General features: G+C 51.5%; 14 protein-coding genes, 3 tRNA genes and 1 pseudogene. 11 read left to right on the top strand and 7 right to left on the bottom strand.

Annotation, left to right across the window (positions count from 1 at the left end):
• The first annotated feature begins 11 nt into the window (after positions 1 to 11).
• From ACJJIK_RS01445 to ACJJIK_RS01465, 5 genes are all read left to right on the top strand, one after another.
• On the top strand, positions 12 to 1,214 hold the full coding sequence (locus tag ACJJIK_RS01445) for a hypothetical protein (RefSeq protein WP_444931555.1): 1,203 nt from the start codon (positions 12 to 14) through the stop codon (positions 1,212 to 1,214).
• Between the two features lie 226 nt (positions 1,215 to 1,440).
• A complete protein-coding gene (locus ACJJIK_RS01450; RefSeq protein ID WP_444943970.1) occupies positions 1,441 to 1,896 on the top strand; it encodes a hypothetical protein in 456 nt (151 codons plus the stop codon).
• A 154-nt stretch (positions 1,897 to 2,050) separates the two neighbouring features.
• Positions 2,051 to 2,524 carry a GAF domain-containing protein gene (locus ACJJIK_RS01455; RefSeq protein ID WP_444931553.1) on the top strand — a complete coding sequence of 158 codons (474 nt, stop codon included), beginning with the start codon at positions 2,051 to 2,053 and terminating at the stop codon, positions 2,522 to 2,524.
• Positions 2,524 to 3,270, top strand: coding sequence for a spermidine synthase (locus ACJJIK_RS01460; protein ID WP_444943971.1), 747 nt, complete (start codon positions 2,524 to 2,526; stop codon positions 3,268 to 3,270). The genes ACJJIK_RS01455 and ACJJIK_RS01460 overlap by 1 nt, the downstream gene beginning before the upstream one ends.
• A gap of 132 nt (positions 3,271 to 3,402) precedes the next feature.
• Complete coding sequence (locus ACJJIK_RS01465; RefSeq protein ID WP_444931551.1) at positions 3,403 to 3,858, top strand: hypothetical protein; 456 nt, start codon at positions 3,403 to 3,405, stop codon at positions 3,856 to 3,858.
• Positions 3,859 to 3,913: 55 nt separating this feature from the next.
• Here ACJJIK_RS01465 and ACJJIK_RS01470 read toward each other — a convergent pair whose 3' ends face one another.
• The 3 genes from ACJJIK_RS01470 to folD are packed head-to-tail and all read right to left on the bottom strand — an operon-like array spanning position 3,914 to position 6,479.
• The gene (locus tag ACJJIK_RS01470) at positions 3,914 to 4,930 is read right to left on the bottom strand and encodes a class I SAM-dependent methyltransferase (RefSeq protein WP_444943972.1); all 1,017 of its coding nucleotides are present in this window, start codon (positions 4,928 to 4,930) and stop codon (positions 3,914 to 3,916) included.
• Positions 4,931 to 4,936: 6 nt separating this feature from the next.
• A complete protein-coding gene (gene rsuA, locus ACJJIK_RS01475) occupies positions 4,937 to 5,641 on the bottom strand; it encodes a 16S rRNA pseudouridine(516) synthase RsuA (protein WP_444943973.1) in 705 nt (234 codons plus the stop codon).
• On the bottom strand, positions 5,634 to 6,479 hold the full coding sequence (gene folD, locus ACJJIK_RS01480) for a bifunctional methylenetetrahydrofolate dehydrogenase/methenyltetrahydrofolate cyclohydrolase FolD (RefSeq protein ID WP_444931548.1): 846 nt from the start codon (positions 6,477 to 6,479) through the stop codon (positions 5,634 to 5,636). Before folD ends, rsuA begins: the two co-directional genes overlap by 8 nt.
• Before the next feature lie 341 nt (positions 6,480 to 6,820).
• Between folD and ACJJIK_RS01485 the strand changes: the two genes are divergently transcribed.
• The 4 genes from ACJJIK_RS01485 to ACJJIK_RS01500 all read left to right on the top strand — a co-directional run bounded on the left by ACJJIK_RS01485 (position 6,821) and on the right by ACJJIK_RS01500 (position 7,846).
• Positions 6,821 to 6,897: transfer RNA gene (locus ACJJIK_RS01485), tRNA-Pro, on the top strand.
• An 18-nt stretch (positions 6,898 to 6,915) separates the two neighbouring features.
• A tRNA-Arg gene (locus ACJJIK_RS01490) sits at positions 6,916 to 6,992 on the top strand.
• A 115-nt stretch (positions 6,993 to 7,107) separates the two neighbouring features.
• Positions 7,108 to 7,183, top strand: a tRNA-His gene (locus ACJJIK_RS01495).
• A 201-nt stretch (positions 7,184 to 7,384) separates the two neighbouring features.
• On the top strand, positions 7,385 to 7,846 hold the full coding sequence (locus tag ACJJIK_RS01500) for a hypothetical protein (protein WP_444931489.1): 462 nt from the start codon (positions 7,385 to 7,387) through the stop codon (positions 7,844 to 7,846).
• Positions 7,847 to 8,319: 473 nt separating this feature from the next.
• Here the strand turns inward: ACJJIK_RS01500 and ACJJIK_RS01505 are convergent, their stop codons facing one another.
• A complete protein-coding gene (locus ACJJIK_RS01505; RefSeq protein WP_444943974.1) occupies positions 8,320 to 9,231 on the bottom strand; it encodes an EamA family transporter in 912 nt (303 codons plus the stop codon).
• Between the two features lie 118 nt (positions 9,232 to 9,349).
• Here ACJJIK_RS01505 and ACJJIK_RS01510 point away from each other — a divergent pair.
• Together ACJJIK_RS01510 and ACJJIK_RS01515 are read left to right on the top strand one after the other, a co-directional pair.
• Positions 9,350 to 9,529: pseudogene (locus tag ACJJIK_RS01510) on the top strand (GntR family transcriptional regulator); the annotation flags it as partial.
• A 180-nt stretch (positions 9,530 to 9,709) separates the two neighbouring features.
• Positions 9,710 to 10,822 carry an aminotransferase-like domain-containing protein gene (locus ACJJIK_RS01515; RefSeq protein WP_444945029.1) on the top strand — a complete coding sequence of 371 codons (1,113 nt, stop codon included), beginning with the start codon at positions 9,710 to 9,712 and terminating at the stop codon, positions 10,820 to 10,822.
• Positions 10,823 to 12,125: 1,303 nt separating this feature from the next.
• Here ACJJIK_RS01515 and ACJJIK_RS01520 read toward each other — a convergent pair.
• From ACJJIK_RS01520 to ACJJIK_RS01530, 3 genes are all read right to left on the bottom strand, one after another.
• Positions 12,126 to 12,548, bottom strand: coding sequence for a hypothetical protein (locus ACJJIK_RS01520; protein ID WP_444931486.1), 423 nt, complete (start codon positions 12,546 to 12,548; stop codon positions 12,126 to 12,128).
• A gap of 732 nt (positions 12,549 to 13,280) precedes the next feature.
• Positions 13,281 to 13,358, bottom strand: a complete 78-nt coding sequence (locus ACJJIK_RS01525) for an IS3 family transposase (protein WP_444945030.1) — start codon at positions 13,356 to 13,358, stop codon at positions 13,281 to 13,283.
• Positions 13,359 to 13,395: 37 nt separating this feature from the next.
• Positions 13,396 to 14,534 (bottom strand): IS3 family transposase gene (locus tag ACJJIK_RS01530; protein WP_444943741.1). Its coding sequence is split into 2 segments (ribosomal slippage): positions 13,396 to 14,285 and positions 14,285 to 14,534, totalling 1,140 coding nucleotides; the frame shifts between segments, so codons are not numbered across the junction.
• Positions 14,535 to 14,644: the final 110 nt, after the last annotated feature.

Genomic DNA, 14,644 nt, shown 5'->3' on the forward strand with positions numbered 1-14,644 from the left:
GGAGGCAAGCAATGGAAAAGGCATTGCCCTATTGGGTAGAGGAAAACCCGCTGTTACTCGGCATCCTGAATTTTATTCTGGACCGGCGGGATAGCCAGCTGCTGCGCGGCAAGGAAACGCGTATCAGCTTTAGGTTGGATCTGCGCGCCGGCAGCAAGCGCTGGCAGGAAGTGCTGGAGCCCCTCAGGGACCCCGGTCAGGATGAGCAGGAACTGTGGGGGGGGTTGCAGAAATTTGCGCGGGAATACCAGTGCTTTACGGTAAAGCCCAACCCGAAAAGGCGGCCGGGTGTTGCCGAGTGGCAGGGGGCCCAGTTAATTTTCCGCGATGCCAGTGAGGCGCAGCTGCGCCAGTGGCTCAAGCGCCCATCCCCGACTGTGCGCCAGTCCGCCTGGACCAGCTTGCTGGAACCCTACGCCGATTGCTTTGAAAACCCCGCTGCTTTTCCCCTCGAAGGCTTGGAGCTGCAACCGGGGTTTAACTCCGTTGAAGAGATTATTGCCTGCTGGGTCTCCGTCGGCAAAGCGCTGATCTTTGCCGATAAAATTTCCTGGCGGCAACTGGCCGCGCGCTGCTTTAACGGGGATTCCAAATACCTCGAATTACCCAGTCGTCAGTCCCTGGTGCGCAACCTCTACCCCGAATTGAGCCGCAAAATACAAGAGCGCCCACTGTTGCTGCACACCTACCTGCCGGAGTCATTTGAGCGGGTAATTTTTATTGAAAACCAGGACACTTTTATCAGTTTGGCCGAGCGGCAGCCCAGCTGTGTAGCACTGGTGTATAGCGAGGGCTACCAGGGCGGGGCGGAGCGCATTCGCAACCGGGAGGGGGTGCGCTTTAGTACGTTTAATACGGTGAGCGCTAGTAGTCGGCAACAGTTCTTAGCCTGGTGGTACGGGGAGAGTCCCGAAGCGCTGCCAGCTTTTTTCTGGGGCGATTTGGACTACGAGGGCCTGCGCATTGCCGCAGCACTGAGAAAGAGCTTTCCCGACTTGCAGTGCTGGCGCCCGGGCTACGATCTGTTGCTGCATTTTTTGCGCGCGGGAAAGGCACACACCCCGGAGCAGGCGGAAAAGGCGGGGCAAAAACCGGTGCAAGCTATCGGTTGCCAATACGCAGATACGGTACTGTTACCGGCAATTTCAGCTCTCAATCGCTATGTGGATCAGGAGATGGTTGAGATTGGCAAATTGGCCGGAGCGCTGGCGTAGGGCGCTTTTGCAAGTTGGACGTTCAATATTTTCTGGGTACTTGTGGGCTTGGCCCGGGTTGTGTCGCTATCGGCTAAATTTCAGCGGCTGGTTTTTAGGGAATGGCGACTGCTAAGACTTTTACTGGCGTTTAAACTTGTGTTTTATGCGCAATTTCTCGGAAGATGGAAAGAATATGCTGTAAAAATCCCATCCAAAATATCAAATGCAGCTTTCGGAGTTTAGTATGCGTCAGTTTTCCATCCTGGTCATTTTTGCTTTGGCCTTTGGCGGTGCCGCTGTGATGTATGAAAAGGAAAGTCGCAAAGTAAAAGGCGTGTTGACCCAGATTACCGAGCTGCAAGCGCAGGTGGGCGATTTGCAGGCGGAGATCAATCGACTCAATAGCGAGCTGGAAGCGGTAAAACTCGCCGAGCGTCGCCGCCCCAATTTGAGCGCTATGGCCAATCGCATTCGCCGCGAAGCTAATGCCCCACAAGTTGCGCCCAAGCCCAAGGTGGAAGAGCGCTTCGAAAAATCTCGCAACCTGATTCAATCAGACGTTACCAGCGCGCCGCCGGCAATCCAGTCGAATACGCGCAGCAACCAGGATGACAGCGACTGGGCTCGCCCCACCGTAGATGCCGATGAGTATCGCGGTGAGAGCGGTGAAGAGTCCGCAGTGCTCGATCCCTACCAGTAATTTTGCCCTCTGCATATTGATTCCCTCGCCAAAGCCCGCAAAATACCTGCCTGCCGCAGGATACTGTTTTGCGGGTTTGCCAGTTTTAGCGAGCACGATTTGAAGTTATAAGCTGGCACAATTTGAAATTATAAGTGGGCAAGGGGCGCTAGGTATGTCGCTGAACAAGTTTTACACCACCTTAAATGGACAGCTGGAAGGATTGCTTTCTGCGGAGCGAGACTGGCTGGCCAACACCGCCAATGCCAGCGCGCTGTTGTTTATGGAGCTGGGGGATATCAACTGGGCCGGCTTTTATTTTCTCTGCGGCGATGAACTGCGCCTGGGGCCCTTCCAGGGCAAACCCGCCTGCACCCGGATTCCGGTGGGCGCCGGTGTCTGCGGCACCGCCGTCGCTACCGGTGAATCCCAATTAGTGGACGATGTACACCAGTTCCCCGGCCATATCGCCTGCGATGCGGTGTCCGCCTCCGAGGTGGTGGTGCCACTCTACGACGCAAGCGGCCGTTGCCTGGGGGTACTGGATATCGATAGCCCCAGTGTGGCCCGTTTTAGCCAGGAAGACCTGGCGGGTCTACAGGACTTTGCCCGGATACTGCTCGAGTCCTCAGACCTCCCGGCGAGCTGATGGCGCTGCTCTGGCAAAAGCAGGTTGGCGACACCTGTTATCAGGTGCGCAACCACGGCGCCAGTGTGCGCCTTTATAGCAATGGGGTTTTTCACTCCCAGTGGAATCCCCGCGATCCCCTCAAGGGCTCCCTTTGGGAATTGCTGCTGTTACCGGCATTTTTCCTCCCGGAACAGCGCCTGGATTCGGTATTGGTGCTCGGCGTTGGTGGGGGTGCCCTGATTCGCCTGCTGCAAACATTTACCTCCGCCAAGCGTATTGTCGGCGTGGATTTGGACCCGGTGCATCTGGATATTGCCCGCCGCTTCTTCGATGTGCGCGGTGTCGAGCTGGTGTGTGCCGATGCCTGTGACTTTGTGTGCGATCACCTGAGCCGGCCCTCTCCCAGCACTTTCGATCTGGTGATTGACGACCTGTTTGGCCACTGTGACGGAGTGGCCCAGCGGGCAGTACCCGCCGATAAAAATTGGTGTGCCAGCCTGATGGGCCTGCTGCACCGGGATGGTGTGCTGGTCAGTAACTTTGGCGATCGCCCCGAGCTACAGAACAGCGCCTGGCGCAGCAAAGCTATGCGTGAGCGCCTCGGCGGCGCCTGGATGGCGCATATGCCCCAGTATGAAAATCATATCCTGGCCGTGAGCAGAAGGGCGCTGCGCAAAGGCGAGTTAGCGGCCAGGGCACCGGAAAAAATCAATCCCGCCAACCCCAACCGGCGCCTGGATTTCCGCATGAGCCAGCTGCGCTGATTGCAGCTGGCGCGGATTGGCCCGACTGAAAAAATCTTAAATCCCTGTCGCGTTAATGATGATATTCATTGGCGCCCTTTGTCACCTCGTGACTATACTCAATCGAGTAAATTGTTCTGCTGGGATTGAACGATGCGGTACAAAACGGTTGAGGATGTAATTCAGGAAGGAAGGGATTTTCACGCCAAGCTGGCGCTGCAATACGAAGAGTACGAGCAGCTCGCCACCAATGAGCGGGTTGAGTTACTGCTGGACCAGCTGCGGCGGCGGGAAGACTCCATGAAGCACTCACTGGATAACTTCCATGACGACCTGCCCCCTGGCGCCCTGCATACCTGGGTGCAATTTGCCCCGGAGGGGCGCGAGAAGGAGTTTCTACAACGCTTGCGCGGCATTGATATTGAAAGCTTGGAGCAGATTGCCAAGCTGGCGATGGATATTGAGATCTATCTGGCCGATCAATATCGGGATCTGGCTCAGGGCGCGGAGACCCCATCGGCCCGGGATGCATTTGAGCGACTGCGGCAACTCGAAGAGCTGGAAGAGCACACCCTGTCGTCGAATCTATTCAACTTGCGCGATTACTAGTCTTCTGACCAATGCCTGACTCCAGGCGACTGCTGCCGGCCTGCGTCCCCAGCTCTTAGGGGCGCAGGCGGTATACACAAAATCCCCGCTCTTTAGTGATCAATGTCACCTGGGAGAAGTAGCGGGGCCCTTTTTTGGCCAGGGGAATAAATTCATTCACCACAAAAATTGCAGTACCGGAATCTTTCAGTATCCGCGCGCTCTGCTGTAGAAAGCGATCGGTTAAATCCCCCTCCACTTGAAAGCCCTGGTGGAAAGGCGGATTGCACAGCAGCAGATCGGCAATACCCCCCTCCAGTTCAGAGCCCGCATCAGAGGGCACAACGATGCCTTCGATATTCCGCTCGGTAAAGTTTTTGCGGCAGGCCAGCAGGGCCGCAGCGTTGTTATCCGTCGCGGTAAAATGGTAGTTGCCTAGAGCGGCCAATTGCAGGCTCAGGTAGCCGTAGCCACAGCCCAGGTCAACAATGTGCGAGCCATCCGCTGGCAGCTCGGTAGTGAGCTGCTGAGCTAACAGCGCGCTGCCCTTATCGACCTTGTTCCAGCCGAACAGCCCCGGCTTGGAATAGAGATCGCCAAGCTCGGCAAGCTGCTGCAATTCCGGGTACTGGAGTTCGGCAATTGGCGTGCCGCTGTCCCCGCAGTCAACCGTATTGCAGCTCAGATAGCTGCTGCCGTGCTTTTGCAAGTGCTTGGCGCCACCCAGGCGCTCGGCCACTTTTGCCGCATAGCTTTTGATCCCGCTCTGCTTTTCGCCCAGCAGAACCAGCTCGCCACCCTCACCGAGAAAGTCGGGGGCGCGATCAATAATATGGTGAACCACGGCCTTTTCTTTCGAAACGGCGTAGACAATACGGCGGTATTTGCGCTCAAGCTCTTCAAAGTGGAAGTCGTTGAAGAAGCTCCGCTGCACCCTATTTGCAGCGAGTTCGGCAATATCCCAGCGGTTGCTGAGTAAATCCCCGGCAAAGTGAAACCCCTCCTGGTGTAGGAGGGGTTTGCTGTTTTCATCGGCGATCCACAGAGTTTCCTCTGGGGCCTGGGTAAGTTCCTGATATAGAAGGGATGACATATTATTTTATTGGATAGAGTCGATTTCTTCAGGGGTCAGGAGGCGGTATTCACCTTCCTGAAGTTCTTCATCCAGGATGATTTCGCCGATTCTCTCCCGGTGCAACTCCACTACCTTATTGCCCAGAGCTGCGAACATACGCTTCACCTGGTGGTAGCGCCCTTCACCGATGGTGATACGCACCTCATTGGCAAAGAGAATCTCCAGCTTGGCGGGCTTGGTTCTCTTCTTTTCATTATTGAGCCAGATACCCTTGGCAAACTTTGCCACGGCATCTTCCTCAATCTTCTCGGCCAACAGTGCGTAGTAGGTCTTGTCGCAGTGGTGGTTGGGGGAGGTCACCTTGTGGGACCACTGGCCGTCATCGGTAAGCAGCACCAGGCCGGTGGTATCGATATCCAGGCGCCCGGCGATATGCAGCTTGGCCTTGTTCGGCTCATCAATCAGGTCCAGCACAGTGGGGTGCTCGCCATCTTTGGTGGCACTGACATAGCCCAGGGGCTTGTTCAACATAATGTAGCGGGGGCCCGGCTCGTGCAAGGGCTCATCATCCAGGCACAGCTCATCACTGACCTGTATCTTGATGGCCGCACTGGTGACCACCTCACCATTCACAGTAATGCGCCCCGCCCAGGCGGCGCGCTTTACATCGGTGCGGGAGAGGTCGGTGACCTGGCTGACCGCTTTGTCCAGACGAATCAGGTTAGCCAATTTTACGCTCACCGGAATCAACAGATTGATAGATCAGGGTATTGATGGTCATGGGGCCAACACCGCCGGGTACCGGGGTGTAAGCAGCGGCGCGCTCAGTCAGAGGGCCCAGCTCGATATCGCCGACGCCACCGGGGTGGTAACCGGCATCCACAACCACGGCGCCATCTTTAATCCACTCGGCCTTGATAAACTCCGGCTTGCCCACGGCACCTACAACGATATCGGCGCGGCGGATATGCTCGGCCAGATCCTGGGTGCGGGAGTGACAGATGGTCACGGTGGCGTTGGCGTTTAGCAGCATCGCCGCCATCGGCTTGCCCAGAATGGGGCTGCGGCCCACAACTACGGCGTGCTTGCCTTCCAATTCGATATTGTAGGCTTCCAGCAGGCGCATGATTCCTTTAGGAGTGGCGCAGCCGTAGGCTTCTTCACCCATAGCCATGCGGCCGAAGCCCAGGCAGGTTACACCGTCTACATCCTTCTCCAGGCTGATCGCATCGAAACAGGCGCGCTCATCGATTTGCGCCGGCACCGGGTGCTGGAGCAGTATGCCGTGGACGTTGGGGTTGGTGTTGAGTTCTTCGATCTTGGTAAGCAGTTGCTCGGTGGTGGTGGAGGAGGGCAGTTCCACCTGGAGGGAATCCATGCCGATTCGGCGGCAGGCATTGCCCTTCATTTTTACGTAAGTGGCGGAGGCGGGGTCATCACCTACCAGGATGGTCGCCAGGATTGGCGTTTGGCCACCACTCTTTTCCTTTAGTACGGCTACCCGAGCCGAGAGTTCCTCTTCAGTTTTCTGTGCCAGGGCCTTGCCGTCCAGAACCAGTGCAGACATAGATACTATCTCTAACAGTAAAAAATCGATGGCTAATAGACCGGAGTCTGCTCCAGCACCTACTTTATATAGAAGGGCGGAAGCAGGCGGCTTTTAAGAGCTGCTTACTTTTTATCCGGTCGGATTCGCGAAGTGCGCCATTTTCGCACAGGTTGGAAATAATTTCGCCACTTCTGGGCCCAGATAGGCAAAAGGATAAACTTCTTTAAAAATAATAGCTTAGAAGCGTTGACAAGGACCCAGGGTATCATTACTATGCACGCACTTCGCAGCTACAGCGACTTACACAACCCCCCACGGGACGGTTGGCAAAGTTAAGAAGCAGCGAACAATTGGAAAAACGGGGCATAGCGCAGTCTGGTAGCGCGCCTGCTTTGGGAGCAGGATGTCGGGGGTTCGAATCCCTCTGCCCCGACCAATTTTCCGGGTTCACCTTGCGCCCGTAGCTCAGCTGGATAGAGCATCCGCCTTCTAAGCGGATGGTCGCAGGTTCGAGTCCTGCCGGGCGTGCCATCTCCACAAGATGGTGCTGGTTTGGCAAAAAGGACTTAGTCTGAAGCCAGATTGGTTGCAAGAGGTATCCGGTACTCAGTACTGCCACAAGGTGCTGAAGTATATCACTTTTATGGTGGCCGTAGCTCAGTCGGTAGAGCACAGGATTGTGGCTCCTGAGGTCGCGGGTTCGATCCCCGTCGGCCACCCCATATTTTTCCTTGTTTATCAAGGACTTAAAACCTCGCCTAGTGCGGGGTTTTTTCGTTTTGGGTTCCGTGGTGCCAATTCATGGTGCCAATTTTGACCTCAATCTATGTTGAAGTTTAATTTTGGCAGATCGTGAGTCATGTCCATCTGGCTGTAAAAATCCCCCCCCTGTTGAAATCACTAAGAAGTAGCTTGGAGCTGTAATGAAGTATCTGCTGTGCGTATTTTTCTTAACCTGTTCTGCTTTCGCCTCTGCGGCTGGGGACTCAAACTTTTCATTAGGCTTGGGTGGGGATCATGGTGGGCTCGGGGCAAAGTACGCAATTAACCGAGATGAAGATAAATACTTTGCCACTTTGGGTTTGTTGGGTTACTCAGAGCATACCGGTTGGACCGAAGGTTATGGTATTGGTTGGGAGCGCTTGGTGTCTTCCGATCGCCACACTGTGGGAACATTCCTGGGGGCTGTTAGTTCCGATAGTGGAGGTAGAGTCATGACTCGTTATCACGGAATTTCCTTACTCTATAACTACTATTTTTCAGGGTTTTCTGATTCCTCATGGGTGATCGGTGGCGATATTTATGGCGGTGTTAGCGAAGATGATGACTTGAACTTTGATGATGAGCTATATGGTATTAAGTTGAAGTTTGCTTATCAGTGGTAGGGTTGATCACCGTCTGCCGCCCTAGCCCCTTCTTTTTTTGGAGTTTAAAACCTCGCTTTGTGCGAGGTTTTTTTTATTTCTTGTGGGTTGATCCTTGGGGTTTATGAATTTAGTGTCTAAACTCTGAAAGTTCTAATCTTCTTAGCTTTGTTTTTAGTGGGAATGGAAACCGTGTGCCAGAGGCGACTGTAAGGACGTGCAGTCTTGGACATCCATAGATCATCTTCAAGAGCACAGGTTTCTGGCTTTATGTGATCATCCGTTCCACTTTGACTGGAATGAATGGGTTTATAATCACATTCACGATCAAAATATTGTCCTGACTGCTTTCAGTCAGTAAATTATTAACCAGGCAATGCTTTCTGATTGTGGCATTGGCGCCATGCCGAGAATCCTGGCTAAAAAATTTGAAGACATTATTGAGGTTCCTGAGCCTGAAAGCGAAGCTGGCAAATCTCAACTTGGATACTTGTTCATCGCGATATGTTTAATATGCCAAAAATCCGTGAGTTTCTTAGCATCTTAAAGCTCTGGCGAAAATGAACAATACCAAGTGCCAGCCCAGAAAAAATCATAACAGCGGCCATTAACTTTTCTGAACCAATCGATTCGCCAGTTAATAACCAACTGAAAATGAGTCCAAAAACGGGGCAGAGTAAACCTAAAGGCGCAACAGTAGACAGCGGGTACTTAACGATTAGCCGGTTCCAGAACCAGTATCCCAGCAGAGTGGTTGGGTAGGCCTGAAACAATATGGAGAAAAGTAACCGTCCACTAAGGTTGCTTTGAATTTCATAAAATACAGCCGCACCATTTTGAATATAGGTAGCAGCGAACAGTGGTAGCGGTGCAAAAAATAGCCCCCAGACAATAAAGCTAAATACTTGCTGTGTGCCACTGGCTTTTACAATGAGCCCACTGATGCTCCAGCTGGTAGCCGCTATTAAGATAAGTGCAATACTGATAAGGGGCACAGTGCCATCTTTAACCATCAAGCTTAGCAACAGCCCTCCCAAGGCAAGTAGAGCCCCAAGAGCTTTCTGCGGGATAATCTTTTCTTTCAGGAATACCCAGCCGAACAGTAAGCTAATCGCAACATTTACTTGCAAAAGAAGTGAGGCCATTCCCGCAGAGAGTCCGCTAGAGATTGCCCAGGTGGCCATCCCCCAAACCCCACAGCCAAAAGTCAGGCTGTAGGCTAGAACGTACTTCCAGCTGACTGTCGGTCTGGAAACGAAAAGCACTGCCGGAAAGGCTGCCAAAGAAAAGCGTAAAGCCACCAGAAGGAGTGGGTCCAGATCTTCCGTTCCCATCTGAATAACGATGAAGTTGAAGCCCCACATTGCCATTAGTAGCACACCAAGTAATAAATCCGAGTACCGCATCAGCCCCTCCAATTTGTCTCGGGGCTAACTATCCAAGAAATGAAAAAAGGTATACAGATGCAATTTTTGTATAAAATAGGTATACAGTTTGGGTGGAGACGGAATCGGAGGGGGATAGGTGCGGTATAAAGAGCTTGCCGAACGCTGTATAGAGGATATTCAGTCAGGGAGAATACCGAACGGTCATAAACTACCGTCCCTCAGGCGGTTCGCTGCACAAAACGAAGTCAGCCTGACAACAGCCCAAAGCACCTACTACTTGCTGGAGGAGCTCGGCTGGGCGAAGGTTCGACCGCAATCTGGATTCTTTGCCTCAGTTCCTCCCAGTAGTAACCCGCCTCCCATAATGCCTGCATTTACCTGCCGAACAACAGATCCAGTAAGTCACGATTACTATTTCCGTGGGTTGGGAGCAGGGCCATTGGGTGTTGCGTCTTTATCCCCAGAGCTATTGCCGTTAGATTCCCTGGAGCGCAGTATGCGGCGGGCAACCCGAGAGGCTGGCGCCAGTATGCATGGCTATCCAGTTTCCTCAGGGGAGCCGCTTCTACGCAGTGCGCTTAGCGCACACTTTGCCAGTTATGATTTGCATTTCTCTGCCAATGAATTAGTAGTGACAAATGGTTGTATGGATGCCGTCCGCACAGCGATTGCCATTACGACTAAGCCCGGTGATGCGGTTGCGATCAGTTCTCCTTGTTACAACGGCCTTCTTAATCTGCTGGCTTTGATGGGACGAAAAGTTGTTGAGATACCGACTGTTGGAAACGGTTTAGACCTCGCACAGCTAGAGCGCTATATGCAGCAGGGATTGGTCCAAGCGGGTCTTTTTAGTAGCAGTCATATGAATCCTACGGGCGTGTCCCTGAGCTCGGAGCAGAAAGAGAGCCTGGCCGTACTGGCTGGTAAATATCGGATTCCAATTGTCGAGGATGATGTGTATTTGGAACTCGGATTTCAAAGAAGTCTGCCCATGCCCGTGCGCTACTGGGACCGGAGCGGGTATGTGCTTTGGTGTGGCTCTATCTCCAAGACATTGAGCGCAGGCTATCGCCTGGGATGGTGCTTACCAGGAAGGTATCGAAAACAATATGAGCGCTATCGATTTACTGAAAGTTTCGGTGTGAGCTTGCCCGTCCAATTAGCGGTAGCCGATTTCATCGGTACCAACCAATACTCCCGTCATGTGCAGGGGCTCAGGCAAAAGCTTGCCTTGCAGGCCGCATCCTATCGCAACTACTTAAGTTCAAACTTGCCCGATGAATCGCGCATCAGTGATCCCCACGGAGGAATGGTGATTTGGTTGCAGATTCCAGGGTTGGATAGCCGGAGTCTTTGTCGGTTGGCTTCCGAAGAAAATATAGCCTTATTGGGCGGTGCAGATTTCAGCACGCTTGATCTCTACGGTGATTGTGTGCGGGTGAATTGTGGTTGGCCGCTTGAAGGTAAAGGTGGAGGGAAGACTGAGGCCGGATTTCAGTTGGAACGTTTTATCAAGTTAACTCACTCATGCCTGGTTTTGGACACCCAGTGCGCCGAGATAAATCGGCAAAAGATTGGAGGTGAAAGCCCTCTACCCGGTAAGGTTTAGCAAACCGCTGGGGCCCCGAGTCATGGGCGTTGTTCGGTAACGGCCAGCGTTAAGCGTTGACAGGGGAAGGTACAGGCTCAGTATTGAGCTTCGAAAATATAACTTGAGATCGCCGACTTTGTTGGATGATGGGGAAGGCAATAGGTGAAAGATACGCTTTTGCGAGTATCTTTCCCGATCTCCGGAGTTAGTAGACCTGATGCATGTATTGATGTCTTTTGCGCGGAACTCGGGAGGTCCTGTAGGCGATTCGTGCGTGTCCCGCACGGGCTGGGTCCGGCGAAGCCAGTTAGGCAAAGGCCCGTGTGTAATCTTGGATGTAATCTTGGACACCCACAGATTAAAAGGTTAAAAAACAGGCAAGGTTTCTACGCTATGAGTTAGAAGCTGGCACGAAGGTTCCAGGTGGGGCGCCAACTACGTACTGAAAATATTTTTGATAGCCATCAAGGGATAGGTAGGTAATGCTGCTAGGAGAGGCTTTATCCAATGGTTTCTCGTGTTGCCTGAACAGGGGGCCGCTCCAATTTGCTGGTTTGAGGTCGTGCAATCTTGGACACCCACAGATCAAAAGGTTAAAAAATAGACAAGATTTCCGCGCTATGAGTCAGCAGTTGACACAGGGGTTCTAGGTGGGGCGTCAACTACGTACCAAAAGTATTTTTGATAGCTATCTAGGGGTAGGTAGGGAATGCTGCTAGGGGAGGCTCTACTCAATGGCTCCTCGCCCTGTTACTTGAACTGGCGGGCGTTCCAGTCTGCTGGTTTGAGACTGTAATCCAATTAAAAGGCAGGTGTAGTGCTCCTCGTAAAAGCGGCCACTATATAGGTCTTCGGCACTGGCTTGGCGAGCAATAGATTCATTGAGGCGACGTATAAACCAGCTGATATCTACCAAATACACTGGCTAAAGGGTTTGAGCGCCCCCATTCCGTGACGATCAAGGCGGCTGTCTTTCAGGCAGCGGTGAGTTTTTACACCTTAGCTGCAAGCCTCTGGTGCCGCTCTTCCAGATCGGGTATCCCTACTACAAAGGAGTGCTCTGTGCATACAGTGGGAGACGCAGTGATAGCAGAGTATCGCATTGAGAGAGTGTGATGTAGGACGTTAACTGTTGAATATCCAGGGGTTGTGGCGCCTTAAACCTTTTTGGGTGGGGCCCACCACTAACAATGAGCGGGCAGGGCCAGGTAAGTCGTCAATCGGATGATAACACTGCCGCAGATTACCCGGGATGTTTCAGTGGATTTAACGAGAGTGGCCTGGGGTGCGAACAGGGATGCTTAATTATAAGGCTCAAATATCAAGCGTTTTCCCTGTAATCACGGCAAACCCAATCCAAGTATTTTTTGGGCGGCAGGTGGAAGTTACCTTCTAAATTCCAGTGGCTGTAAATGTCAACCAAACAAATCTTCTTTCTTCCGTAGGTCCACTGAAAATGGAGAAGCCAATCGGAGGTTTTATACTTGTCGTGTACCTGTACGTATTTAGGGATTCCTACGTGGTAATGCCATAGGTTGTGAGCTTGAGCGTAATCTTTATCTCTCTTTGAAATTTGGTCTTCACGCCAGGATGGCGAAACTTTCCCTTCATAGTTGCTGAAATTAGCTAGTCCCTTCTCTTCATAAACATCAATAAAATTAATAATTTTATCTTGGTGTTCTTTGGGGAGGTTATCAAAGGTTACTTTAAAGCTGTCACTTAATGACCATATATGACTAGGCATAAGCTATGTTCTCTTTTGATTAGGGGCGTACTTTTCTGCCCGCCCACTCAAGAATGCTCTTTTTTGCTCTCTAGTCATCCCCTTTGGAGCTTCATGTCTAGGGGTGGCTAAGGCTGCCTCCATGCGTCTCCTGTCAAAAGCGCAATCAGCCTCATTATCTATAGCGTAGTCCGCATTAATTTTCATAAGTAAAGCCTCTAACAGTTTTACGAATTGCTTAACAGTTACTATTTTTAGCAGTGTGATTTGATGATGTCAAAGTTGTAAAGTTGATAGCAGCTTTTGGCAGCTTGTTATTACATGTCGATATTAGCAGTTAATGTAGAAAATAATGTTAAAAATCCGCAGGGTGGAAAATGAGGTCAAGGAAAGTTTTTCTTAATGAATTAACAGGTGGTAATTAAGCGCTAAAATCTTTTTTTGGGGCTGGGATGAGGGGGGAGCTTTGGTGATGCTTGGAAAGATGGATCTCCGGTTTAATCCTGTGACAAACAAAGCCGGTGTTGGCAGCCTTACAATCTGTGTGCCTCAGACTTGTTCTGCTTTACGTAAATCTGCCGAATTAATTCTTTCGGGTCCACTAACCCTTTGAGGAGATTTCCAGCATTATGGTTTGGGTGGGGTGAGAGTTTTTTCGGTATCTACAGTTGTTTGGGGCTTGGGATATTTAAAATATCACCTGTAAAGTGAATCTTGCTGTAGTGTTGTGGTCAAGTCCAACCGGACACCTCTTTAAGCACATTTCTCAAATTCGATAGGGGTTACATCCCCCAATGTTGTGTGTATTCTGCGTGAGTTGTAATAAGCAATGTAGGCTTGTTGTGGTCAAGTCCAACCGGACACCTCTTTAAGCACATTTCTCAAATTCGATAGGGGTTACATCCCCCAATGTTGTGTGTATTCTGCGTGAGTTGTAATAAGCAATGTAGGCTCTCACATCTGCTGTCGCGTCCACCCTTGTTTCATAGAGATTTCCCGTTAGCCACTCTCGCTTTAGGCTGCTAAAAAACCGTTCTGTTGGTGCGTTGTCCCAGCAATTTCCTTTACGGCTCATTGAACATACCATTCCATGCTCCTTCAGCAACGCCTGATAGGTATGGCTGGCATACTGACTGCCTCGATCAGAGTGGTGTAGAAGGCCTTGCGATGGTGTGCGTAAATTGACGGCCATCATCAGCGCACGACTCGCCAAAGCCGTTTCCATCTGGCGATCTAGGTGCCAACCAACTATCCGGCGTGAATAGAGATCAATTACTACCGCCAAGTACAACCATCCCTGTAGCGTCCAGATGTATGTAATATCCGTAGCCCAAACTTGATTTTTAGCACTCGGCGAAAAATCCCTATTCAGAAGATTCTCTGCAATGGGCAGTTGGTGTTTGCTATCTGTCGTCAACGCAAAACGCTTCTTGCATTTTACTGCCAAACCTAGCTTTTTCATTAGCTTTCGGACTCGATAGCGCCCAATTTTAAAGCCTTCTCTGCGTAATAGCTTCATTAGTCGGCGGCTTCCCAAGCTCTGCCGAGATTCTGCAAATAAGGCCTTCAAGCGATGGCATAGTTGCCATGTTTGGCTATCTATTGAGCTATCACTGCGATGGCACCAATCGTAATAGCTGCTCTTTTTTACCTGCATTACTCGGCAAAGCATCCTAACTGGAAAGCTACTTTTCTGCTCTTTGATGAAGCTGTACTTTACTTCATTTCTTTCGCAAAGAAGGCGCTGGCCTTTTTTAGGATTTCCTTCTCCATCCGCAAGCGCTTGTTTTCACGTCGCAACCGATCCAATTCAGCGCGCTCGCCTGCATCCAACCTTACTCCGCTCTCTTCCTGCTTCAGCTCCTTTACCCAGCGTCGCAAGTTATTAGCAGTGGTCCCTACAGCCTCTGCGGCCTTAGAAATCGAATAGCCTTGTTCAGAGACAAGAGCTACAGCGTCTTTCTTGAACTCCGGCTTGAATTGCCGGCGTGTACCTTTTGTTGTCATACGTCACCTCACTTGGTAGTTTTACCATCTTAGCGAAGTGTCCGGAAGTATTAGACCACTACATAGTGATGGTGGAGTAAAGTCAGAGAGCTATCCATGCAATGCTGGAA

It is taken from the genome of Microbulbifer regidiadema (SeqCode) (assembly GCF_052466995.1).